This window comes from Pantoea sp. Cy-639, assembly GCF_011752525.1.
Classification (GTDB): domain Bacteria; phylum Pseudomonadota; class Gammaproteobacteria; order Pseudomonadales; family Pseudomonadaceae; genus Aquipseudomonas.
The window spans coordinates 153970-176380 of sequence record NZ_VWXI01000004.1; the positions used below are offsets into that span (position 1 = coordinate 153970).

Annotated in this window: 26 protein-coding genes and 1 tRNA gene; 13 read left to right on the forward strand and 14 right to left on the reverse strand. The window is 64.6% G+C overall.

From position 1 onward, the window contains the following. Positions 1 to 57 precede the first annotated feature (57 nt). Complete coding sequence (locus F3J43_RS06940) at positions 58 to 1248, reverse strand: benzoate/H(+) symporter BenE family transporter (protein ID WP_166884074.1); 1191 nt, start codon at positions 1246 to 1248, stop codon at positions 58 to 60. A 144-nt stretch (positions 1249 to 1392) separates the two neighbouring features. Here F3J43_RS06940 and F3J43_RS06945 point away from each other — a divergent pair, with 144 nt between their 5' ends. After that, on the forward strand, positions 1393 to 1995 hold the full coding sequence (locus tag F3J43_RS06945; RefSeq protein ID WP_166884075.1) for a glutathione S-transferase family protein: 603 nt from the start codon (positions 1393 to 1395) through the stop codon (positions 1993 to 1995). 70 nt (positions 1996 to 2065) lie between these two features. On the opposite strand, the gene F3J43_RS06950 is transcribed toward F3J43_RS06945, so the two are convergent. The 5 genes from F3J43_RS06950 to F3J43_RS06970 all read right to left on the reverse strand — a co-directional run bounded on the left by F3J43_RS06950 (position 2066) and on the right by F3J43_RS06970 (position 4761). Then, positions 2066 to 2437, reverse strand: a complete 372-nt coding sequence (locus F3J43_RS06950) for a glutaredoxin family protein (RefSeq protein ID WP_166884076.1) — start codon at positions 2435 to 2437, stop codon at positions 2066 to 2068. A 59-nt stretch (positions 2438 to 2496) separates the two neighbouring features. Further along, on the reverse strand, positions 2497 to 3042 hold the full coding sequence (gene folE, locus F3J43_RS06955) for a GTP cyclohydrolase I FolE (RefSeq protein WP_166884077.1): 546 nt from the start codon (positions 3040 to 3042) through the stop codon (positions 2497 to 2499). 69 nt (positions 3043 to 3111) lie between these two features. Further along, on the reverse strand, positions 3112 to 3672 hold the full coding sequence (locus F3J43_RS06960; RefSeq protein ID WP_166884078.1) for a Smr/MutS family protein: 561 nt from the start codon (positions 3670 to 3672) through the stop codon (positions 3112 to 3114). Between the two features lie 91 nt (positions 3673 to 3763). Beyond that, a complete protein-coding gene (locus F3J43_RS06965; RefSeq protein ID WP_166884079.1) occupies positions 3764 to 4084 on the reverse strand; it encodes a hypothetical protein in 321 nt (106 codons plus the stop codon). A gap of 86 nt (positions 4085 to 4170) precedes the next feature. Beyond that, entirely contained in the window at positions 4171 to 4761 is a 591-nt protein-coding gene (locus tag F3J43_RS06970) for a cysteine hydrolase family protein (RefSeq protein WP_166884080.1), read from the reverse strand. 179 nt (positions 4762 to 4940) lie between these two features. On the opposite strand from F3J43_RS06970, the gene prmB reads away from it, so the two are divergent. After that, on the forward strand, positions 4941 to 5849 hold the full coding sequence (gene prmB, locus F3J43_RS06975; protein ID WP_166884081.1) for a 50S ribosomal protein L3 N(5)-glutamine methyltransferase: 909 nt from the start codon (positions 4941 to 4943) through the stop codon (positions 5847 to 5849). Positions 5850 to 5908: 59 nt separating this feature from the next. Here the strand turns inward: prmB and F3J43_RS06980 are convergent, their stop codons facing one another. Then, positions 5909 to 6691 (reverse strand): hypothetical protein, encoded by a 783-nt coding sequence (locus F3J43_RS06980; protein WP_166884082.1) that lies wholly within the window; start codon positions 6689 to 6691, stop codon positions 5909 to 5911. A 203-nt stretch (positions 6692 to 6894) separates the two neighbouring features. Beyond that, positions 6895 to 7857, reverse strand: a complete 963-nt coding sequence (locus F3J43_RS06985; protein WP_166884083.1) for an alpha/beta hydrolase — start codon at positions 7855 to 7857, stop codon at positions 6895 to 6897. A 166-nt stretch (positions 7858 to 8023) separates the two neighbouring features. On the opposite strand from F3J43_RS06985, the gene aroC reads away from it, so the two are divergent. From aroC to F3J43_RS07000, 3 genes are all read left to right on the forward strand, one after another. Further along, positions 8024 to 9115 carry a chorismate synthase gene (aroC, locus tag F3J43_RS06990; RefSeq protein WP_166884085.1) on the forward strand — a complete coding sequence of 364 codons (1092 nt, stop codon included), beginning with the start codon at positions 8024 to 8026 and terminating at the stop codon, positions 9113 to 9115. A 71-nt stretch (positions 9116 to 9186) separates the two neighbouring features. Beyond that, a complete protein-coding gene (locus F3J43_RS06995; RefSeq protein ID WP_166884087.1) occupies positions 9187 to 10341 on the forward strand; it encodes an MFS transporter in 1155 nt (384 codons plus the stop codon). Beyond that, positions 10341 to 10877, forward strand: coding sequence for an oxidase (locus tag F3J43_RS07000; protein WP_166884089.1), 537 nt, complete (start codon positions 10341 to 10343; stop codon positions 10875 to 10877). Before F3J43_RS06995 ends, F3J43_RS07000 begins: the two co-directional genes overlap by 1 nt. Positions 10878 to 10916: 39 nt before the next feature. Here F3J43_RS07000 and F3J43_RS07005 read toward each other — a convergent pair whose 3' ends face one another. Further along, on the reverse strand, positions 10917 to 11189 hold the full coding sequence (locus F3J43_RS07005; RefSeq protein WP_166884091.1) for a DUF3509 domain-containing protein: 273 nt from the start codon (positions 11187 to 11189) through the stop codon (positions 10917 to 10919). Positions 11190 to 11458: 269 nt separating this feature from the next. Here F3J43_RS07005 and F3J43_RS07010 point away from each other — a divergent pair, with 269 nt between their 5' ends. Both F3J43_RS07010 and F3J43_RS07015 read left to right on the forward strand, forming a co-directional pair. Beyond that, positions 11459 to 11980: an ankyrin repeat domain-containing protein gene (locus F3J43_RS07010; RefSeq protein ID WP_166884093.1), complete on the forward strand. Its 522-nt coding sequence runs from the start codon at positions 11459 to 11461 to the stop codon at positions 11978 to 11980. A 61-nt stretch (positions 11981 to 12041) separates the two neighbouring features. After that, positions 12042 to 12572, forward strand: a complete 531-nt coding sequence (locus tag F3J43_RS07015; RefSeq protein WP_166884095.1) for a hypothetical protein — start codon at positions 12042 to 12044, stop codon at positions 12570 to 12572. A gap of 56 nt (positions 12573 to 12628) precedes the next feature. Here the strand turns inward: F3J43_RS07015 and F3J43_RS07020 are convergent, their stop codons facing one another. Then, positions 12629 to 13567 (reverse strand): ZIP family metal transporter, encoded by a 939-nt coding sequence (locus tag F3J43_RS07020; RefSeq protein WP_166884097.1) that lies wholly within the window; start codon positions 13565 to 13567, stop codon positions 12629 to 12631. Between the two features lie 128 nt (positions 13568 to 13695). Here F3J43_RS07020 and F3J43_RS07025 point away from each other — a divergent pair, with 128 nt between their 5' ends. The 4 genes from F3J43_RS07025 (at position 13696) to F3J43_RS07040 (ending at position 17117) form a co-directional block, all read left to right on the forward strand. Next, entirely contained in the window at positions 13696 to 13887 is a 192-nt protein-coding gene (locus F3J43_RS07025; RefSeq protein ID WP_166884099.1) for a PLDc N-terminal domain-containing protein, read from the forward strand. Between the two features lie 258 nt (positions 13888 to 14145). Next, positions 14146 to 16221 (forward strand): LTA synthase family protein, encoded by a 2076-nt coding sequence (locus tag F3J43_RS07030; protein ID WP_166884101.1) that lies wholly within the window; start codon positions 14146 to 14148, stop codon positions 16219 to 16221. A 142-nt stretch (positions 16222 to 16363) separates the two neighbouring features. Further along, a complete protein-coding gene (locus tag F3J43_RS07035) occupies positions 16364 to 16600 on the forward strand; it encodes a hypothetical protein (RefSeq protein WP_166884104.1) in 237 nt (78 codons plus the stop codon). 184 nt (positions 16601 to 16784) lie between these two features. After that, positions 16785 to 17117, forward strand: a complete 333-nt coding sequence (locus F3J43_RS07040) for a ribonuclease E inhibitor RraB (protein WP_166884106.1) — start codon at positions 16785 to 16787, stop codon at positions 17115 to 17117. Between the two features lie 12 nt (positions 17118 to 17129). Here the strand turns inward: F3J43_RS07040 and F3J43_RS07045 are convergent, their stop codons facing one another. Next, complete coding sequence (locus F3J43_RS07045) at positions 17130 to 17930, reverse strand: cytochrome c (RefSeq protein ID WP_166884109.1); 801 nt, start codon at positions 17928 to 17930, stop codon at positions 17130 to 17132. Positions 17931 to 18460: 530 nt separating this feature from the next. Between F3J43_RS07045 and F3J43_RS07050 the strand changes: the two genes are divergently transcribed. Then, positions 18461 to 19189 (forward strand): amidotransferase, encoded by a 729-nt coding sequence (locus F3J43_RS07050; protein ID WP_166884112.1) that lies wholly within the window; start codon positions 18461 to 18463, stop codon positions 19187 to 19189. A 34-nt stretch (positions 19190 to 19223) separates the two neighbouring features. On the opposite strand, the gene F3J43_RS07055 is transcribed toward F3J43_RS07050, so the two are convergent. From F3J43_RS07055 to F3J43_RS07065, 3 genes are all read right to left on the reverse strand, one after another. After that, the gene (locus F3J43_RS07055) at positions 19224 to 20195 is read right to left on the reverse strand and encodes a magnesium and cobalt transport protein CorA (protein WP_166884115.1); all 972 of its coding nucleotides are present in this window, start codon (positions 20193 to 20195) and stop codon (positions 19224 to 19226) included. Positions 20196 to 20381: 186 nt separating this feature from the next. Further along, positions 20382 to 21101, reverse strand: a complete 720-nt coding sequence (locus F3J43_RS07060; protein WP_166884118.1) for a lysophospholipid acyltransferase family protein — start codon at positions 21099 to 21101, stop codon at positions 20382 to 20384. Between the two features lie 128 nt (positions 21102 to 21229). Next, entirely contained in the window at positions 21230 to 21919 is a 690-nt protein-coding gene (locus tag F3J43_RS07065; protein ID WP_166884120.1) for a crotonase/enoyl-CoA hydratase family protein, read from the reverse strand. Between the two features lie 289 nt (positions 21920 to 22208). Here F3J43_RS07065 and F3J43_RS07070 point away from each other — a divergent pair. Then, a tRNA-Ser gene (locus tag F3J43_RS07070) sits at positions 22209 to 22298 on the forward strand. The last annotated feature ends 113 nt before the right edge of the window (positions 22299 to 22411 follow it).

The window sequence follows — 22411 nt, forward strand, 5'->3', positions numbered from 1 at the left end:
TGTAGGAGCGGCCCTTTCGCGGCGCAAGGCCGCTCCTACAGGGCCGCGTGCTGGGCTTCAGCTTTTGCGCGGGCTCAGGATCATCAGGGTCAGCACCCCGGCGACAATCCCCCAGAACGCCGAACCGATCGAGAACAAGGTAAGCCCCGAGGCCGTCACCATGAAGGTGATCAAGGCGGCCTCGCGCTCGCGGGCCTCGCCCATGGCCACGCTCAGACCGTTCATGATCGAGCCGAACAGCGCCAGCGCAGCGATCGACAGCACCAGCTCCTTGGGCAGTGCGCCGAACAGCGCCGCCAAGGTGGCACCGAAGATCCCGGCGATGCCATAGAAGATCCCGCACCACACCGCTGCGGTATAGCGTTTGTTCGGGTCTTCATGGGCATGCGGTCCGGTACAGATGGCTGCGCTGATGGCGGCCAGGTTGATGCCATGGGCACCGAACGGTGCCAGCAGCAGCGAGGCCAGGCCGGTCGCCGAGATCAGCGGCGAGGCCGGCACCTGGTAGCCGTCGGCGCGCAGCACGGCGACGCCGGGCATGTTCTGCGAGGTCATGGCCACGACGAACAGCGGGATGCCGATGCTGATGGTCGCCGCCAGCGAGAAGCTTGGCGTGGTCCACACCGGGGTCGCCACTTCCAGCTGGAAACCGCTGAAGTCCAGCAGCCCCAGCATGCCGGACAGCGCGGTACCCACCAGCAGCGCGGCCAGCACGCAATAGCGCGGAGCCAGGCGCTTGGTCAGCAGATAGCTGATGAACATCGCCAGCACCAGCAGGGTCTGGTGCTGCACGGCGACGAAGATCTCGCTGCAGATGCGGAACAGGATACCGGCCAGCAACGCCGAGGCCAGCGATGCCGGGATGCGTCGCACCAGACGCTCGAAGCTGCCTGTCACGCCGCAGATCAGCACCAGCAAGGCACAGATGATGTAGCCGCCGATGGCCTCGCCGTAGCTCACCCCGCCCAGGCTGGTGATCAGCAGCGCCGCGCCCGGCGTCGACCAAGCCACGGTGATCGGCGTGCGGTAGCGCAGCGACAGGCCGATGCTGCACACCGCCATGCCGATCGACAGCGCCCAGATCCACGAGGAGATCTGACCCTGGGTCAGACCGGCGGCCTGGCCGGCCTGGAACATCAGCACCAGAGTGCTGGTATAGCCGGTGAGCATGGCGATAAAGCCGGCGACCACCGCTGACGGGGAGCTGTCTGCCAGGGGGCGCAGGCGCGCGGAGGTGACATCGGTCATGGAGCGTTCCTTGTTCTGGTGTAACTATTTTTTGCAGGCTACCGCGCAACGGCTTGGTCCTTGCGGTACAGCAGGCATTGCATTTAGCCGTACAGTCGCCAACTATTGGCCATTACCATGCAACTGCGTGACAGGGGAGGGGCAATGTACAAGGTCTATGGGGACTACCAGTCGGGCAACTGCTACAAGGTCAAGCTGATGCTCAGCCTGCTCGAGCGTCCGTATGAATGGCATCCGGTGGATATTCTCAAGGGCGAGACCGAAACGCCGGAGTTCCTGGCGATGAACCCCAACGGCAAGGTGCCGGTGCTCAAGCTCGAGGACGGTACCTGCCTGTGGGAGTCCAACGCGATCCTCAACTACCTGGCCGATGGCAGCGAGTTCCTGCCCAGCGAGCCGCGCCTGCGCACCCAGGTGTTGCAGTGGCAGTTCTTCGAGCAGTACAGCCATGAGCCGTACATTGCCGTGGCGCGCTTCATCCAGTTCTACCTGGGGCTGCCGGACGAGCGGCTGGAGGAGTACCGCAAGCTGCACAAGGGTGGCTACAAGGCGCTCAAGGTGATGAACAAGCAGTTGGAGATGACGCCGTACCTGGTCGGGGAGCATTACTCGATCGCCGACGTGGCGCTGTATGCCTATACCCATGTGGCGCACCAAGGCGGGTTTGATCTTTCTGCCTATCCGGCAGTGCAAGCCTGGCTGGCGCGCGTGGCCAGTCATCCACGGCATGTGCCGATGGTGGATTGAGCCGGGAAGGTTTTAGCAGGAGCGGCCCTTTCGCGACACAAGGCCGCTCCTGCAAAGCGTGTGTGCAGGGTCAGACCGCCGCGAAACGCTTGTCCAGATAGGCAATGATGTCCTTGGACTCATACATCCAGGTCACCTTGCCTTCTTCTTCGATACGCAGGCATGGCACTTTCACCCGACCGCCGCCCTCGAGCAGCGCCTGGCGGTGCTGCGGGTCGTTCTTCGCATCGCGCAGCGCCACCGGCACGTTCAGGCGGTGCAGGGTGCGGCGGGTCTTGACGCAGAATGGACAGGCGTGGAACTGGTACAGCGCCAGGCCCTTGGCTTGCTGCTCGACGAGCGCCTGGGCGGCGGCTTCGCGTTTCTGCTTGGCCGGGCGGCTGATCCAGTCGCCGAACACGATGAGCTGGCCGAGGCCGACCCGCAAGGCTTTGACGATCATGGACAACTCCTGAAAATGAAAAAGCCGACCGCGAAGGGTCGGCTCGGGTCACGCCTCGATCACTTGATCAGGCTGAGGAACTCGCTGCGGGTCGCAGGATTGTCGCGGAACTCGCCGAGCATCACCGAAGTGAGCATGGTCGAGTTCTGCTTCTCGACGCCGCGCATCATCATGCACATGTGCTTGGCCTCGATGACCACCGCAACGCCGGCGGCACCGGTCACCTGTTGCACGGCCTCGGCGATCTGGCGGCTGAGGTTTTCCTGGATCTGCAGGCGGCGGGCGTACATGTCGACGATCCGCGCGACCTTGGACAGGCCCAGCACCTTGCCCTTGGGCAGGTAGGCCACGTGGGCCTTGCCGATGAAAGGCAGCATGTGGTGTTCGCACATCGAATACAGCTCGATGTCCCGGACCAGCACCATTTCGCTGTTGTCGGAGGTGAACAGCGCGTTGTTGGTGACTTCTTCCAGCGTCTGCTCATAACCGCGGCAAAGGTACTTCATGGCCTTTGCAGCCCGCTTGGGCGTGTCGAGCAGGCCCTCGCGGGAGACGTCCTCGCCCAGTTGGCTGAGGATCTCGGTGTAGTTCTGTTCCAGGGACATGGATCTACCTGTGGAAAATTTCGCAAAGACGAAGGGTACGGCGGCAAGCACGGCGCTGCAAGCGCGATGTCACTCGTCGCGTCCTTCGAGCATGGTTCGCTTGAGCATCACGTACACCGCGCCAGTACCGCCATGGCGGGCCTGGCAGGAGGCAAAGCCGAGAACCTGCGGGTGCTGGCGCAGCCAGGTGTTGACGTGGCTCTTGATCATCGGGCGCTTGCCGTCGAGGCGCGCGGCCTTGCCATGGGTGACCCGCACGCAGCGCACTTCCAGCCTGGTCGCCTCGGCGATGAAGTCCCACAGCGTCTGGCGGGCCTTCTCGACGCTCATGCCGTGCAGGTCGAGGCTGCCCTCGAAGGCGATCTGGCCAAGCTTGAGCTTGCGGATCTGGGTTTCCTGAACACCATCGCGGCGCCACAGCAGCTCGTCCTCGGCGGCAACGTCGATGACGAACTGGTCGGACAGGCCGTCGATCACCAGGGGCTGGTCGCTGCGGATGGTCGCGGCCTGGCGCAGGTCGGCCAGTTGCTGGCGGTCGGCCTTGGGTTTGCCGACGTCGGCGCGGTCGTGCTTGATCGGCTTGACGCCGCGCACCTCGGCGCTGAACAGGGAAAAATCGTCGTCTTGCATGCTGCCTCCACGTGGGCGGCGTAGTTTACGCGAGTCCTGCCCTGAGTGAAGTCCTGTGTTTCGCGCTCCTGCAAGGGGAGGTGCCAATCTGTCAGTCGTGTTTTTTCATCAGGTGCGGCGACAGGTTCAGCTCGCGTCCGCGGCGCAGGCGGATACGGCTGCGTCGCCACAGGCGCACGCCGAAGTACAGCAAGGCCAGCCCCAGTACGCTGAGCACGGCGGCCAGTGGGCGGTTGGCGTTGAGTTCGGCCAGGGCCGCATAGTTGCCCAGCAGGCCGGAGATGCCGGCCATGGCCAGCAGGATGCCCAGGGTGGCGAGCAGGACGGACAGGGCGGCGGCCAGCCGCGCGCCCCAGTTGCTCGGTTCGCGTTGGCGCAGGCGTCTGGCGTCGAAACTGCCTTTGAGCTTCATTCGAGTTCCTCTGGATCGTGGAGCTGATCCGGGTTTCGACCTGCGCGTGACCTTCAGGTTCCGCCCGTCCGCCGGGCGGTCGCGGCTCAGACCAGGCTGGCGGTGGGCGCCACGCAGGCGAAGTTGTCGGCCATCACGGCCATTTCGCACTGGTGGATCTGCGCGGCGGGGATCACCTGGTCCTTGAACGCCAGGTCGCGGGTCGCCGAGGCGTCTTCCACCAGGGTGCAGCGATAACCATAGTCCTTGGCGCGACGCACGGTGGTGCTGACGCTGGAGTGGCTCATGAAACCGCAGACGATCAGGTCCAGTGGACCGAATGCCTGCAGCGTCTCGTGCAGCTTGGTGTTCTTGAAGGCGTTGGGCATGCGCTTTTCGATGACGACTTCGCCTTCGTGCGGCTCCAGGCCGGGGATGAACTCGCCTGCCGGGCCCTGGGGGTCGAAGCGGCCGCCAACGGTGCCGAGGTGGCGGACATGGATGATCGGACGGCCGGCCTTGCGGGCGGCGTCGAGCAACCTGGCAATGTTCGCCACGGCCTCGTCCATGCCCGACAGCGCCAGCGGACCGCTCAGGTATTCCTTTTGCGCGTCGATGACGATCAGGCTGGCTTGGCTCAGCTTGGCCGGCGGGTAGTCGCGGCCAGTGAGGCGGAACATCGTGGTTGGAACGGACATCAAGGGCTCCTTGGATAGGGCTTTTGTATACCTATTCTCCCTTGCCTTGGCGCCAATGTGAATGGTTGACATTGCAGGCGGCATGGTTACTGGCCTGGGGCTATCCATTCGGCTATCGGGGGGGACATTTGCAGGGCGTGGGCTGTTAGACTTTTGTCCTGTCTGAAAAGGAGTCCCCCGTGATCACATCCCGCCTGCGCACCCTGCGCGACCACATCCGCTGGGCGGTCAGCCGCTTCCATGAGCATGAACTGTTCTTCGGCCACGGCGCCGACAATGCCTGGGACGAGGCCCGCCTGCTGGTGCTCGGCGCCGTGCACCTGCCGTGGGAGGTAGCCGACAGCTACCTGGACTGCCAGTTGGAGGATGATGAGCGGGTTCGCCTGCAGCACCTGCTCAAGCGCCGTATCGAGGATCGTGTGCCGACGGCCTACCTGCTGGGCGAGGCATGGTTCTGCGGGATGTCGTTCATTGTCGATGAGCGCGTGCTGGTTCCCCGCTCGCCGATCGGCGAGCTGATCGAGAAACGCTTCGAGCCCTGGCTGGCCGCCGAACCGGCGCGCATCCTCGATCTGTGCACCGGCTCGGGTTGCATCGGCATCGTGGCCGCCGATGTGTTCCAGAATGCCGAGGTCGTGTTGTCCGACCTGTCCTTCGAGGCACTGGAGGTGGCCAACCAGAACATCGAGCGCCATGGCCTGGACGAGCGCGTATACACGGTACAGGGCGATGGTTTCGCCGGGCTGCCGGGGCAGCGGTTCGACCTGATCCTGTCCAACCCTCCGTATGTCGACGCCGAGGACTTCGACGACATGCCGGCCGAGTACCACCACGAACCCGAGCTGGGCCTGGCCTGCGGCCATGATGGCCTGGACCTGGTGCGGCGCATGCTCGCCGAGGCAGGCGATCACCTGACCGAAAAGGGCCTGTTGATCGTCGAGGTGGGCAATAGCCAGGTGCATGTCGAGTCGCTGTACCCGGAGGTGGATTTCACCTGGCTGGAGTTCGAGCGCGGCGGGCACGGGGTGTTCATGCTGACGGCCGAGCAGTGCCGCCAGCATCAGGAGCTGTTCGCTTCACGGGTTTGAGACGAAGCCCCTCGCCGGCCTTGTCGGCGAGGGGCGCGCAACGCGGCCTTGGCGTTGTATCAGCGTGTGGCGATCCAGATCAGCAGGCCAGCCTGGAACACGGCGAACGCCACCAGGCAGGTGATGGTGAAGCGCAGGCCGCTGTCCTCGCGCCGGTACTTGGCCACCCGTTCGTCGCGTTCGCGCAACTGGGCTTCCTTCTCCAGCAGGTTCTGTTCGGCCTGCTGCAGCATGCCGGCGGCTTCGAGGATATCGACGCGCTGGACCTTCTCGGTGTTCCAGCCTCCCTTGAGCTGCCCCACTGCCGTTTCCACCACGCGCCCCTTGAGCAACTGGCCGTCGGCATACTCCACGGGCAGGCCGACGCTGGCCAGTACGTGGTCGCGGCGCAGGCGAGTGTCCTCGTTCAGTGCGTCCTTGTTCGGCAGGCTCATGCCTTCGATGCGGTAGTGCGAGCAGTGCTGCTGCAGCCACTGCACCGCCTGGGCCAGCAGGAAGCGCCCGAGACCGCGATTGAGCGGCTCGAGCTGCAGGCCGCTGTCGTTGCCGATGCGCACCAGGCGTTGCTCGTGGTCGACCCGGACGTCCAACTGGTTCTGTTCCTTGCGGACTTTCTGTCCGGGCAGGCGAATCTCCATGCGCAGCAGGCTGTGGGCCTTGTCGTGGCGCTCGGCGTAGCCGAACTGGACGAAGCGCAGTGGACGCGCGCCGCTGTTGCGATCGGTCGGCAGTGGCGCCAGGCGCAGCAACTGGAAGTGCTCGGCGGCCAGGTCCGCCCAGGGCTGCGGAGCGCTTTCCGGGGCTTGTTCTTCGGTCGCCTCGGCGGCGGGGGCATCGGTCATCAGGCTATTCCTCAGGTGCACGGCGGCCGGGTGATCGAGGGGCGCATGCAACATCGCCATCCGCAGGACCAGCCCGCCCCCTCAGGTCTTGGGTGGCACCTGTGGGGGCGGGCTGGTCCTGCGCCGGGATGTATGGCGGCCCCTGATCACCGCCTTGATACCCGCGTTATCGGCAGCCCTTTGCAGGACCTGAGCCACAAACGTCAGGCCGACGTCACCCGCCGTATGAACGCGACGATCCGTTCCCCCAGTTCGTGTGCCAGGGGCAGGTTCGGATTGCCATCGCTGTCGTGTTGCTGGCGCATGCCTGACGGACTGATGCGCAGCATATGGTTCATGCCGCCGATCAGCACCAGTTCGGCGTCGGGCTTGGCGGCCTTGAGCCGTTCGGCATCCGTCACTTCCACCTGCAGGTCGTTGCGCCCCTGGATGATCAGGGCCGGCATCGTGAGGCGGGCGAAGGCCGCCGCCGGGTCCTGACGCAGCAGCGAGATCAGGTAGGGCTGCACGCTGGGGCGCAACACCTGGCGTAACGGCGCGGGTACATCGATGCTGGTCTGCCCGGCCTGCAGCCGGTCGATCAGCGCCATGCCGGCGTTCAATTGCGCGGGTGGCAGGCGCTGGGTCAGCTGTTCGCGCAGCACATCGGCCACCGGCCGGCCACTGCCGGCCAGGGTGATCACCGCGCTGGCGCCGGCCGGCTCGGCGGCCAGGGTGGCGATCAGCGCGCCCTCGCTGTGGCCGACCAGAATCAGTGGGCCGAAGCGCGGGTCCTGGCGCAGTGCGCGGCCCCAGGCCACGGCGTCGGCGACATAGCGCTCGACGCTGAGGTCGCGCTCGTCGGGCGTGGCCGGCAGGCTGGCGGCCACGCCGCGTTTGTCGTAGCGCACGCTGGCGATGTGCTTGCTGGCCAGCAGCAGGGCCAGGCGCCTGAGGTTGTCGATGCGTCCTGTGGCGGGGTTGTTGCCGTCACGGTCGGTGGGGCCGGAGCCGGCGATGATCAGCACCACCGGTGGCGGGGTGTCCTGCTGGGGCAGCAACAGGCTGCCGTGCAGCACGCCCTGGCCGGTGTCCAGGTCGATGGGGCGTTGCAGCACGGTGGGAGCGGCGGCTTGGGCGAGGCTGGCGCAGAACAGCAGGAGCAGGGCGGCGAGGCGCGACTTCATGGAGGGGACTACATGGTGGAGTGAGCATTGGACCGGGCGCAAAGGCAAAGGTTCGTGGGACGAGCCCCGCTCCCCGATCGTTCCTGGCCAGTGAAATCTACCCAAGTGACTGGCTTTCCGTATACTGGCCGCCTCCTTCACATTCAGGCTGATTCGCGGAGCGTCCATGTCCGGCAATACCTACGGCAAGCTGTTCACTGTCACCACCGCTGGCGAGAGCCATGGTCCGGCGTTGGTCGCCATTGTCGATGGGTGCCCGCCCGGGCTGGAAATCTCCCTGGCCGACCTGCAGCACGACCTCGACCGCCGCAAGCCGGGCACCAGCCGGCACACGACCCAGCGCCAGGAACCGGACGAGGTGGAGATCCTTTCCGGGGTGTTCGAAGGCCGTACCACCGGTTGCTCGATCGGCCTGCTGATCCGCAACACCGACCAGAAGTCCAAGGACTACTCGGCGATCAAGGACCTGTTCCGCCCGGCCCACGCCGACTACACCTACCACCACAAATACGGTATCCGCGACTACCGTGGCGGTGGCCGCAGCTCGGCACGTGAGACCGCCATGCGCGTCGCAGCTGGCGCCATCGCCAAGAAGTACCTGGCCACCCAGGGCATCCGCGTGCGCGGCTACATGAGCCAGCTCGGCCCGATCGAGATCCCGTTCAAGACCTGGGATTCGGTTGAGGACAACGCCTTCTTCAGCCCTGATCCGTCCAAGGTGCCGGAGCTGGAGGCCTACATGGACCAACTGCGCCGTGACCAGGACTCGGTCGGGGCGAAGATCACCGTGGTCGCCGAAGGCGTGATGCCCGGCCTGGGCGAGCCGATCTTCGATCGCCTCGACGCCGAGCTGGCCCATGCGCTGATGAGCATCAACGCGGTCAAGGGCGTGGAGATCGGCGCCGGCTTCGCCAGCGTCGCCCAGCGCGGTACCGAGCACCGTGACGAGCTGACCCCGGAAGGCTTCCTCAGCAACAACGCCGGCGGCATTCTCGGCGGGATTTCCTCGGGCCAGCCGATCGTCGCCCACCTGGCGCTCAAGCCGACCTCGAGCATCACCACCCCGGGTCGTTCGATCGATGTCGACGGCAACCCGGTCGAGGTGATCACCAAGGGGCGTCACGATCCTTGCGTGGGCATCCGCGCCACGCCGATTGCCGAGGCGATGATGGCCATCGTGCTGATGGACCACCTGCTGCGCCACCGTGCACAGAATGCCGAAGTGCGGGTCGGCACGCCGGTACTGCGCCAGCTCTGACGGCGGTGTCGGCGCCAGTGCGGGACAGGCCTGCTGCCACAGCGAGTGGTCCGGTGGCAGTGGATCGGCTGATGTCCCCTATCCCTTACTGGCGCCTGTCCAGCTTCTACCTGTGCTATTTCGCCCTGCTCGGCGGTACGGCGCCGTTCCTGGCCCTGTATTTCGACCATCTGGGTTTTTCTCCGGCGCGTATCGGCGAGTTGGTGGCGATCCCCATGCTGATGCGCTGCATCGCCCCGAACCTGTGGGGCTGGCTCGGCGATCGCAGCGGCAGGCGGCTGTTGATCGTACGCTTGGGCGCCTTGTCGACGCTGGCGAGCTTTTCGCTGATCTTTTTCGCCAAGAGCTATGCCTGGCTGGCCCTGGTCATGGCGCTGCATGCGTTCTTCTGGCATGCGGTGCTGCCGCAGTTCGAGGTGATCACCCTGGCCCACCTGCACGGCCAGACCTCGCGCTACAGCCAGGTGCGGCTGTGGGGCTCGATCGGCTTCATCCTCACTGTGGTTGGCCTGGGCCGACTGTTCGAATGGCTGAGCCTGGATATCTACCCGGTGGCGCTGGTGAGCATCATGGCCACCATCGTCGCCGCCAGCCTGTGGGTGCCTAACGCGCAGCCGCTGGAACACGCCGAGCAGGGCAGGGCAGGCGGCTTCCTGCGCCAGTTGGCGGCACCGGGCGTGGTGGCGTTCTACCTGTGCGTGGCGCTGATGCAGCTCAGCCACGGGCCGTACTACACCTTCCTCACCCTGCACCTGGAGCACCTGGGCTATAGCCGCGGCGCCATCGGCCTGCTGTGGGCGCTGGGGGTGGTGGCCGAAGTGCTGGTGTTCATGGTCATGAGCCGGATCTTCGCGCGGGTCTCGGTGCGCCGGGTGCTGCTGGCCAGCTTCCTGCTGGCCGCGTTGCGCTGGCTGCTGTTGGGCAACCTGGCGCAGGAGCCGGCAGTGCTGGTGCTGGCCCAGGTGCTGCATGCCGCCACCTTCGGTTGCTTCCACGCCGCCAGCATCGCCTTCGTGCAAGCCAGCTTCGGCGCTCGCCAGCAGGGCCAGGGCCAGGCGCTGTACGCCGCGCTGTCGGGCACCGGCGGTGCATTGGGTGCGTTGTATTCGGGCTACAGCTGGAATCTGCTGGGGCCGCACTTCACCTTTGGTATGGCCAGCGTCGCGGCACTGGCGGCAGCCGTTATCATTGCCCTTTGTCTGAAAGAAAGCAGGAACGACCCCTGATGAGCATCCTCAGTGTTTTCGACCCGTCCAGCCCGGAACTGCCGAACAAGGTGCTGACCCACCACGACGACATCGTCGCGACCCTGGCCGAGCACGGCGTGCGCTTGCAGCGCTGGGCGTCCGGTGCCCGCCTGCGTCCTGGCTGCGTCCAGGACGAGGTACTGGACGCCTGCCGCGTGCCGTTGGACCGCCTGATGAGCGAGCACGGCGCCAGTGCGTTCACGGTTTTCAGTCGCGATGGCGTCGACCCGATCCAGGCCGACCTGAGTGACGAGCATGTGCACGACGGCGATGAGGTGTTCGCGGTGATCAGTGGACGTGGCCAGGTCAGCCTGCGGTTCGATGGCGTGGTCTTCGCGGTGGTGTGCGAGAAGGACGATGTCCTGGTGATCCCGGCCGGCACCCGACGCTGGATCGACCTGGGCGACAATCCGTTCTGCCTGGCGGTGCGCCTGTTCGGCAGCGAACAGGGCAAGACGCCGCGCTTTACCGGCGATCGCGCCTGCCGTCAGTTTCTGGGTATCGACGAGCTCTGACTGTTCCGGCACGGTCAGCCGGAACGGTTCGCGAGGCGATCAGCGATAGGTCGGCAGGGCGAAGCGCTGCTGGCTCTGCAGCTTGGAGATCACCGGCAGCTCGTTCGGCTGTCCGGCCAGGTCGCGGCGGATCGCGCTGATCGCCCAGGACAGCTGTTCGGCACAGTGCAACTGCGCGTAGGACAGCACCCGGCGGGTCACCACGCCATCGCTGGCACGCAAGGTCAGCAGGATGCCGCCGTCAGGGCGTGACTGGGTGGTGACCTGGTAGGCCGAAAAGACCGATGCGAATTTTTCCTGGATGAGGTCCATGGCAACTCCTGGCTGGTGTACGGGCAGACATGAGTAACCTGTTGCAGTGGCCGTGCCAGTGTCTTTATTTTGATAAATTCCTTTTAAATCAATGTGTTAAGTTGTTTTTTTTGGATTGTGCCCAGTGCATTTTGCATGACCGTGCATTTTGCACAGTGCAATTTGCACGGTGATAGCGTGGATCTCTGCGCTCGATAGAATCTGAACCTTGGACCTGCGCACGGTGCCTGACCAATACTTGGGCCCAGATAAATGCTAGGAGGTTCCAGATGTCCGCCCAACAACCCGCCACCATGACCACTGAAGAAGCTGCGGCGTTCGCCGAAGAGGTCTTCGACCGTGCCCGCAACGGCGATGCGCAGATGCTTGGCCGCCTGCTGGTCGCCGGATTGCCTGTCGACCTGCGCAACCACAAGGGCGATACCCTGCTGATGCTGGCGAGTTACCACGGCCACCACGAAACCGTGCAGTTGCTTCTGGAGCATGGTGCCGATCCGCTGATCGCCAACGACAACGGCCAGCTGCCGATCGCCGGCGCGGCGTTCAAGGGCGACCAGGCCATGGTCCGGCTGATGCTCGAGCAGGGCGTGCCGGTGGATGCCGCGGCCGCCGACGGGCGTACGGCGTTGATGCTGGCGGCGATGTTCAATCGCCTGGATATCCTCGACTACCTGCTGGCCCAGGGCGCCGACCCGGCGCACCGCGACGCCGCTGGCGCCACTGCCCTGATGGCCGCCCGCACCATGGGGGCCGCCGACGCCGCGGCACGCCTCGAGGCACTGCTCGGCTAACCGTCCAGGGGCGTTTGCGGCTATCCTTGGCAGCTTTTACGCCAATGCGCAGGGCCCCCCAATGAAAGACCAGTTGCTCGAATTCATCAGCCTCATCGGCGCCGGCTGCATGCGCGATGACGTCATCGAGCGCATCGCCGACGAGGCCGCCCAGGCCTATGCCGACCCCGCCGCCTTCCTCGCCGCCAATCCAGACATCAACTACGACGACAGCTTCCCGTTCCCGCTGGGTGAATGGGTGGTGGTCGGTAGTCTGCCGGATACCGTGCTGTTCCAGGCCGACAGCTACCAGGACCTGTTCCAGCAGATCAGCGATTCGTTCGACAAGAGCGTGCCGTTCACCCTCAAGCCCAAGCAGTTGGCACGCACCGAGGCGCTGACCGCGCTGAACCGCATCCAGGTGCAGATGGGCGCGCTGAACAAGGAAGCCGGTGGCTATGTGCTGTTGAACTTCAGCCAGTTGCTCGATGACGAGCTGCAGATGGTGATGGTGGGCCAGCACGACCTGGCACGGGTGGTCGAACTGGGGGCGGCGCTGGGGATCAAGGTCGAGCCGGCACTGGAGGCGTTGAAGGTGGCGGTACACGTCTGAAGGTCCGAGAGCCGGCATCGCCGGCTCCTGGCACTGTGTAGTCGGCCCGGCGCCTGTCAGCCCAGCGCGGTATCGAGGAACATCATCACCGCGAACCCGCCCATCAACCCCAGGGTCGCCGAAGTCTGGTGGCCATTGCGGTGGGTCTCGGGAATCACCTCGTGGGACACCACGAAGATCATCGCTCCCGCGGCCAGCCCCATGCTGATCGGATAGGCCAGGGCGAAGCCCGTTGAAATTCCCAGGCCGATCACCGCGCCCAGCGGTTCCATCAGGCCAGAACCGATCGCCACCAGCGCTGCCTTGAAGTTCGACAGCCCGGTGGCGCGCAGGGCCAGGGCAACGGCCAGGCCTTCGGGAATGTCCTGGATGGCGATGGCGCTGGTCAGCGGCAGGCCGATGCTCATGTCGCCATTGGCGAAGCTCACCCCGATGGCCATGCCTTCGGGCAGGTTGTGCAAGGTGATCGCCAGCACGAACAGCCAGACCCGGCTGATCCGCTCGGCCTCGGGTCCGCAGGGGCCGGTGCTTTCATGCTCGTGCGGAGTGAAGCGGTCGAGGCCAAGCATCAGCAGCACCCCCAGGCCCATGCCCAGCACCACGGTGAATGCCGCGGCCGGGCCGTTGCCGGTGATTTCGCGGGCGGCATCGAGGCCGGGGAGAATCAGCGAGAACGAGCTGGCGGCGAGCATCATCCCCGCGGCAAAGCCCAGCATCACGTCCTGGGTCCGCGCATTGACGTCGCGCAGGACCACGGCCAGCACTGCGCCCAGGGCGGTGGCGGCGAACCCGGACAAGCCGCCGAGCGTGGCCAGGCGCAGGTTGTCGGCATGTTCGCCGTTGACCGCGTTCCACAGGCTGGCCAGCAGCAGGGCGGCGATGGCCAGCAGGCTCAGCAACAGGCCGGCACTGAGCCAGGGCGTGCTCAGGGCCTGTTGCCGCCAGGCGCTGGCCAGTGAAGCAGGGGTGGTGCTTTGCGTGTGGGCTGGGAGCATGCGGACCTCGAGGCTATGAATGAGGGCAGTCTATCCAGTGACCGGCACACCAGGCCAAGGATTCCCCTCTATCGGGACCATAGCCAGCTATGCTCTGCGGCATCGATGCAATTCAAGGGAGCGACGCCATGGGTTCCACTTTCAATGGCCTGGTCGGCCTGATCATCCTGGCCCTGGATATCTGGGCCATCCTCAACGTGGTCAAGAGCAGCGCCGAGATCGGCATCAAGGTGCTGTGGATCCTGCTGATCATATTGCTGCCGGTGCTGGGGCTGATCATCTGGGCGGTCGCCGGGCCGCGGGGCAATGTACGAATCTAGCCGGACTGCGTGTACGCCCGGAGCGGGTTCGCTTCGGGATGCAGGACACCAGTAACCCTGTCGATCCTGGGCAAACTCGTACCTGCAGGCCTGCCGGCGTCCTTGGATGTAGGGTTTCGACAAAATTTTCACACTCGATTTTTGAGAATTCGCGCCGCACAATGCTGCGCTGGTCCCTCGCCATGGTTGATGGCCGGGCCTCCGGCTGTCGGCGATTTCGCCTTTTCGCAAACCCGCAATCCTAGGACCTCTCCATTCATGGCTAACACGGACGCCCTGAAGCAAGGGGGCGCGCGAGGACCGTTCTCGCCGACCCTGAAATCCCACCTGGCCTACACGCTGCTCAGCGCCTTTGTCATCATGCTGATGCTCAGCCTGGTGCGCCTGGCCCTGCTGGTCTACAACAGCGACATGATCGGCGATACCCCCGCCAGCACCGTCGCCGAAGGCTTTCTCAACGGCCTGCGCTTCGACCTGCGGGTGGTGGTGTACCTGAGCATCCCGCTGATGCTGGCGATGCTCAGCCCCTGGCTGATGGCCCGGCGTGGCCTGTTCCGGCTCTGGCTGACCCTCTCCTCGAGCGTGGTGCTGTTCCTCGGCCTGATGGAGATGGACTTCTACCGCGAATTCCACCAGCGTCTGAACGGCTTGGTATTCCAGTACATCAAGGAAGACCCCAAGACCGTCCTGAGCATGCTCTGGTACGGCTTCCCGGTGGTGCGCTACCTGCTGGCCTGGCTGTTCGGCACCTGGCTGTTGAGCCTGCTGTTCAAGGGTATCGACCGCCTGACCCGCGGCTCTGGCAAACCTCTGGCCGGCACTGGCCGCAGCGTGGCGCCCTGGTATGGTCGCCTGGCGGTGTTCATGGTGCTGCTGCTGGTGGCCGTGGTCGCCGCCCGCGGAACCCTGCGCCAGGGCCCGCCGATGCGTTGGGGTGACGCGTTCACCACCGACTCCAACTTCGTCAACCAGCTGGGCCTCAACGGTACCCTGACCCTGATCGACGCGGCCAAGAGCCGTTTTGGCGAGGACCGCGCCAATATCTGGAAGCCGACCCTCGACCAGGCAGTGGCGACCCAGACCGTGCGCGAGCAGTTGCTGACCGCCCACGACACCCTGGTCGACGCCGACGAGGCCGCGGTGCGCCGTGACTTCGTGCCGCCGCAGGGCAACACCCTGCCGGTCAAGAACGTCGTGGTGATCCTCATGGAGAGCTTCGCCGGCCATTCGGTGGGCGCCCTGGGCAGCCCGAACAACATCACCCCGTACTTCGACAAGCTGGCCAAGGAGGGTCTGCTGTTCGACCGCTTCTTCTCCAACGGCACCCATACCCACCAGGGCATGTTCGCCACCATGGCCTGCTTCCCCAACCTGCCGGGCTTCGAATACCTGATGCAGACCCCGGAAGGCGGCCACAAGCTGTCCGGCCTGCCAGCGCTGCTCAGTGCCCGCGACTATGACGATGTCTACGTGTACAACGGTGACTTCGCCTGGGACAACCAGTCCGGGTTCTTCGGCAACCAGGGCATGACCACCTTCATCGGCCGCAACGACTTCGTCAATCCGGTGTTCTCCGATCCGACCTGGGGCGTATCCGACCAGGACATGTTCGATCGCGGCAACGAAGAGTTGGCCAAGCACGACGGCAAGAAGCCGATCTACGCCCTGCTGCAGACTCTCTCCAACCACACCCCGTACGCCCTGCCCAAGGACCTGCCGGTGGAGAAGGTCACCGGCCAGGGTCGCCTGGACGAGCACCTCACCGCCATGCGCTACTCCGACTGGGCGCTGGGCCAGTTCTTCGAGAAGGCACGCAAGGAGCCGTACTTCAAGGACACCCTGTTCGTCATCGTCGGCGACCACGGCTTCGGCAACCACGAACAGGTTACCGAGCTCGACCTGGGCCGCTTCAACGTGCCGCTGCTGCTGATCGCCCCGGGCATCCAGGAGAAGTTCGGCGCGGTCAACCACACCGTGGGTACCCAGGTCGACATCGTGCCGACCATCATGGGCCGCCTCGGTGGCCAGACTCGCCACCAGTGCTGGGGCCGCGACCTGCTCAACCTGCCTGAGGGCGACCAGGGCGTCGGCATCATCAAGCCATCGGGCAGCGAGCAGATCGTCGGCCTGGTGCAGGGCGATCGCATCCTGATCGAGTCCAAGGACCTGAGCCCACGGATGTACCGCTACCAGCTGGGCCGTGAGTTCAAGGCCGAACTGATCGAGGCCCCGGACCAGCCAGCGATGCTCAAGCGCCTGGAGTCGTACATCCAGACCGCGACCAAGAGCCTGCTGGACAACACCGCCGGTGTCGTCCACGGCACGCCCAAGTAAACCTGGCGCCCTGTCGCAGAGCCCGCCGTCTAACGGCGGGCTTTTTTTGCCCGGCCGCCGTCGAGGCTGAACAATGCCCGCGGCCAGCGGTCTGCTATTACGGATGTCATTCACCGTTGCGTGTCTTAGCGAGGGCCGATCGATGAAAGCGTGGGAAGTCATCTTTGCCGACCAGAAAGGCGAGCCGGCCTCGCTGCGGCTCAATGCCGAGCAGTGCCCGAGCGAGGAGGACGCTGCAAGGGCGATCCGTTCGCACCTGTTCCCGGTCATGGATGAGCTGGACCTCAACGACTTCCAGGACCGTAGCCGCTCCCCCACGGCGCGCTGGCTCAAGGAGCAGAGTGGCGTGGTCATCACCGCCATCCACGAGGTGCCTTGACGGCGCTGCTCTGGCGCAGTGCCGGACCAGGCACTACGCTGGGAAAAGGTGCTGGCCAGATCTGCGGGCCAGCGCTGGTTCGTTTCGCGTCTTGCAACCGCTCGAATTGCCCGGTATGTCAGCCATGCCGGGCAAGTGCGCAGTGCACTGAAAGTCTATCCATTGCTTTGCAGGAGGACGTTTCATGAGCAGCCAGAACGAAGACATCAGCAGCAGTGTCCTTCGCCAGATGAAAGCTGGCGGTTTCGACTTCACCCGCATCCATCCCATCGAGTTCTATGCCGTGTTCCCCGACGAGACCGGTGCGCGCCACGCGGCGCGGCAGTTTCGCGGCGAGTCGCTCAACGCCCAGGTCAGCGAGCGCGACGATGGTGCCTGGCACTTGGAACTGAGCAAGCTCATGTACGCCACCCACCGCGGTATCGGTGCCTTCGAGGAAGCCTTCGAGCGGGTTGTCTCGCCCTACGGTGGTGAAGTCGAGGGGTGGGGCGTCAAGCAGGAGCGACCGGTCGCCTAGGCGTGGTCGCACTCATGGCCTGCGCCCGGCCATGTGCTTCAGGTAGGCCAGCAAGGCATCCAGTTCCTGCTCGTCGAGCACTTCGCGGGAGAAGCCCGGCATCTTCGCCTGTGGCCAGTGCCGCAGGCTTTGCGGGTCGCGGATGTACTGGCGCAGGTAGACCGGCTGGAAGTATTCGGTAGGGTTGTGCGGCAGGTTCAGGTCCGGGCCGAATTGCGCGTCGCCCGCGCCATTGAGGCGGTGGCAGGCCAGGCAGTTCTGCTGGAACAAGGCGAAGCCCTGGCGCACCGGGTCTTGCGCGCCCAGTCTCGGGTCGGGCAGCAAGGCGGGGAAGCGTGCCTGTACCGACGCCAGGCGCTTGATGGCGGCAATCTGGAAGGGCCACTGCTCCGGGCGGATGCCGCTGGCCTGGGGATGAGTCCAGACCAGGTAGAAAGGCCCTGCGCCAGGCTTGTCCTTGCCCAGGGATGGCCAGGGCTGGGCGGGATCCTCGACGGCCAGCCAGGCCTGGGCCGGGCCTGTCTGCAGCAGTGGGCCTGCCGGCATTTCGGCGGCGAAGCCGTCCAGTGCCACGGCCTGCAGATGATCATCCGCGCCGATGCCTTCGAGCAGCGCCGCCAGTGGCACGGCACGGTAATGCATGGTGCGTTTGTAGGCGACGTCCCGGGCAATGGAGATGTCCTGGGCCTGTGGATGCCTGAGCAACTGCTCGGTCTGCCAGGCTTGCCGGGTGCTGCCCAGCTCGAGGATCAGCTCGGCTGCCGGTGAAGGCAAGGCAAGCAGCAGCAAGAGCAGGGCGAGGCATCGGCGCATGGCAGGACTCCAACCGTCAGGGTCGGCAGATTACCTGTGCGCGGCGGGAGAAGGCCATCCCCTTTTCAGCCGAACAATCGCGAGAGATTCGGCAGAATCAGCAACAGCGTGGTGGCGAAGAGTATGAGTCCGGCTTGGCGTACTTTCGAGTGTCTGAACATGGCGGACCGCCTTCTTGTTGTTATTCCTGAATAGCCTTTGGCTTCCTTGTCTTGCATCGGGTCGATCACCGTGGCGCGGTGGGGCGCCGAGGTACTGCTGTCTCTGTTTGAATGGGTATACAACCAACAGTAGGGGCCGCGTCATCCCTGGTTCAGAACCCTTTGTTCTAACGTGTCGACATGACCCTTCCAGAAGGATTTAAGGCCATTGGCCAGCGCGCTGGCATGCTCTGGCTAGACGAGTGCGCGAGGAGGGTTACCGAGGGTTACAGGGGCTACCGTTCGTCCGGACATCCTACTTGCTTGCAGACGTGTTTCGCGTCAGTCTCTACAGCATTTCCCACCCACATGTCGTTCAGGACTATTCCCATGTCGTTACGCATCTGCATCCTTGAAACCGATGTCCTGCGACCGGAGCTGGTTGCGCAGTACCAGGGCTACGGAAGGATGTTCGAGCAGCTGTTTTCGCGCCAGCCGATCGCCGCCGAGTTTGACGTCTACAACGTGATGAACGGCAACTATCCACCGGAGGGTGTTCACTTCGATGCCTACCTGGTGACTGGCAGCAAGGCTGACTCGTTTGGTGACGATCCCTGGATCCAGACGCTCAAGGCCTACTTGCTCAAGCTCTATGCGCGCGGCGAGAAGTTGCTGGGGGTGTGCTTCGGCCACCAACTGCTGGCGCTGACCCTGGGCGGCAAGGCCGAGCGCGCCGACAAGGGCTGGGGGGTAGGGGTTCACCGCTACAGCCTGGCGGCCCATGCGCCGTGGATGGACCCGGAAGTGTCCGAGCTGACCTTGCTCATCAGCCACCAGGACCAGGTCACCGAAGTGCCGCCTGGCGCGACGGTCATCGCCTCCAGCGACTTCTGCCCGAACGCGGCTTATCACATTCGCGACCAGGTGCTGTGCTTCCAAGGGCATCCGGAGTTCGTTCACGACTACTCCCGGGCGCTGCTCGATGCACGGCAGGATTATCTTGGGGACGAGGTCTACCAGAAAGCGGTGGCCAGCCTGGCGACCGAGCATCAGGGAGACCTGGTCGGGGAGTGGATGTTGCGGTTCGTGCAGCAGCCGGCTGAGAGTGGCGTCAAGTAATCAGGCTTTGGCTCACAGGGCTGCTGTCATGGGATCAAAGCCAGCCGGAGCGCTTGAAACTGGCGTACAGGCCTGCGCAGCCTAGCCCGATCACGCTCAGCACGGTGAAGTAGCCGTAGTGCCAGCTCAGCTCCGGCATGTTCTGGAAGTTCATCCCGTATACCCCGGCAATCGCCGTGGGAAACGCGAGGATCGCTGCCCAGGCGGCGAACTTGCGCTGGGTGATGCTCTGGCGCGAGGCCTCCAGCAGCATGCCGATCTCGATGGTCTGGCTGGCGATGTCGCGGATACCGGCCAAGTCCTCCATCTGCCGCGTGACATGAATCTGCACATCGCGGAAATACGGACGCATGTTCTTGTCGATGAACGGGAAGCTCAGCCGCTGCAACTCTTCGCTGACCTCGACCATCGGCGCCACGTAGCGGCGCAGGCGCAGGATGTCGCGGCGCAGGCTGTGCAGGCGCTGGATGTCCTCCTCCTTGAGCGAATTGCTGAGCACGCTCTGTTCCAGCTCCTCGATCTCGCCATGGATCGCCTCGCTGACCGGCTGGTAGTTCTCGGTGACGAAGTCGAGCAGGGCATAGAGCACGAAGTCCTCGCCGTGCTCGAGCAGCAGTGGGCGGGCTTCGCAACGCTGGCGCACCATCGAATAGGACTTCGAGTGGCCGTTGCGGCAGGTGATGATGTAGCCGTTGCCGGCGAAGATGTGGGTCTCGATGAACTCGAGGCGACCCTCATGGCGCACGGGCGAATAGGTGACGATGAACAGCGCGTCGCCGAAAGTCTCGAGCTTGGGCCGGCTGTGCTTTTCGAGGGCGTCCTCGATGGCCAGTTCGTGCAGGCCGAATTGACACTGCAGGTTGGCCAGCTCCTCGGCGTTGGGCTCTTCCAGGCCGATCCAGACGAAATGCCCGGGCTTGCTGGCCCATTCGGCGCCTTCGTCGATGCTGATGTTGGTGACCTTCCTGCCGGCGTTGTAGACCGCCGCTGCGACGACTCGACCCATGGTTGTCCGCTTATCCGATTGAACACCGTGACAGCTTGGGCTGTGTGGCGTCGCGGGGCAAGCCGTGCGGGGTGAAGATTGTACAGGCGCCAGGGGCCACAGCGCCGCCGATGGCAAGCAGGGCGGTGGTTGCAGTGGGCGCTGGCGAAGCCTGCGATGGCGCGCGCAGCGCGCCTGGAACTTGCTTCAGTTGCCCGCCAGCTCGCTGTCCATATGGTCGATGCAATGCTGCATCTGGGTGCGCACTTGCTCGATCAACGCCGGCAAATCCTGCTGGCCCAGGCCAGTGGTGGCGATCGGCGCCAGCGAGCGGACGATCACCGTGCGCTGGCGCCAGCTGTTCAGGCCCAGGCGTTTCGAGTAGCGGCTGACGCACACTGGCACGATCGGCACACCAGCCTCGACGGCCATGTGGAACGCCCCTTTCTTGAATGCCAGCAATTGCTCACCCGGATTGCGCGTGCCTTCCGGGAAGATCCAGATCGAGGTGTCGTCGCGCAGGGTGCGGGTAGTGGCCTGCATGGCCTTGCGCGCCTGATAGGCGTTCTTGCGGTCCACCAGCACGTTGCCGCCCAGCCAGAACAGCTGCCCGAACAGCGGAATCCAGCCCAGGCTCTTCTTGCCGATGGCGACGGTGCGTCGTGGCACGACCTGGCCGAGGATGAACAGGTCGTAGTTGGATTGGTGGTTGGCCACGATCACACAGCCTGGGGGCTGGTCCCACAGCGGGCCGACCTCGGCCTTCACCCTGATGCGCAGGAACCAGGCGGCCGGCACGCTGTAGAGCCGGGCGAACAGACGGCTGTTGTCGGGGTTGAACGGTCGCAGCAGGCCGATGAACAGGCCAACCACGCCGACGAAAAGAAAATGCAGCGCCAGCAGGAGCATGCGGAACAGATAGAGCATGATTCGACTCACACCAGACGGTCGCCGCGCAGTGTACGGGTGTGCACTGATTGGGGCAAACGTTGGTGCAAAGTAAAGCAAGTGGCCTGGCGTCGCGTGGGAGCGGGCCAGCCCGCTCCCACGCGACCTCAGCCGAGATGTTGCTGATCCGCCAGGATCGCCTCGTCCAGGGCCTCCAGCAGTCCCTTGCGCACCTTCAGTTTGGTGTTCTTGTGGGCCAGCAGGTTCAGCTTCTTGAGTTCGCGGGCGGCAGCCAGGGCGGTTTCATGCAGCTGTTCGGCCGGCACCACTTTGTCGAGGAAACCGGCTTCCCGTGCGCTTTGCGGGTCGAACACCTCGGCATTGTTGACCGCGCGCTGGAAGGCGGCGGGGGTCAGGCGGTCGCGGGCCAGCTCGATGCCGGCGTGGTGCATGGTCATGCCGATCTGCACTTCGTTCAGGCAGATCTTGTACGGGCCTTCGACGCCAATGCGGTAATCGCCCGACAGCAGCAGGAAGGCGCCCTTGGCCACGGCGTTGCCCGGGCAGGCGACGATCACCGGGAAGGGGTGCGACAGCAGGCGGCGGGCCAGGGTCGAGCCGGCGGTGACCAGGCCGACGGCTTCCTTCGGGCCGGCCGTCATCACCTTGAGGTCATAGCCGCCGGAGAGGATGCCCGGCTGGCCGGTGACGATCACCACGGCGCGTTCTTCGACGGCGCGATCCAGGGCGGCATTGAAGGCGCCGATGAGGTCGGGCGAGATGGCATTGACCTTGCCGTTGTTCAGCGTGAGGGTGGCGATGCCGTCTTCGGCGTGGTAGGTAATCAGCTCGCTCATGACAGAGTCCTTTGGGTGACGTGGCGACGACGTTACCCAGCGACGCCGGTCAGGTAAAGCACCAAGGCTGACCAGTCAGTCAGTGTCGGGCGGCATGTCGCATGTCTGCGGGGCAGGGCAGCGGCTGGGGGGAAAAGCGCTGGGCACAATGGCAGCATTGCCCTGATTGTCCGGGTTTTTTCAGCAATCGGCTTAAGCGCATGAAAATTCTGAAAAAAATGCTTGCCAAAGGAAAACACTTCTACTAAATTAGCGCGCCTCGACAGGCTGAACAGCTTGAAGAGAAAACGGTGAAGTGTCCGAGTGGTCGAAGGAGCACGCCTGGAAAGTGTGTATACGAGAAATCGTATCAAGGGTTCAAATCCCTTCTTCACCGCCACATTCTACGAGAAGCCCCCGAATCGAAAGGTTCGGGGGCTTTTTGTTTTTCCGCCATCCAATCACTGGCGGCGGTGGTTCGCGTTGTTGGCGTGGGCGCCGCCTTGCCGGCGA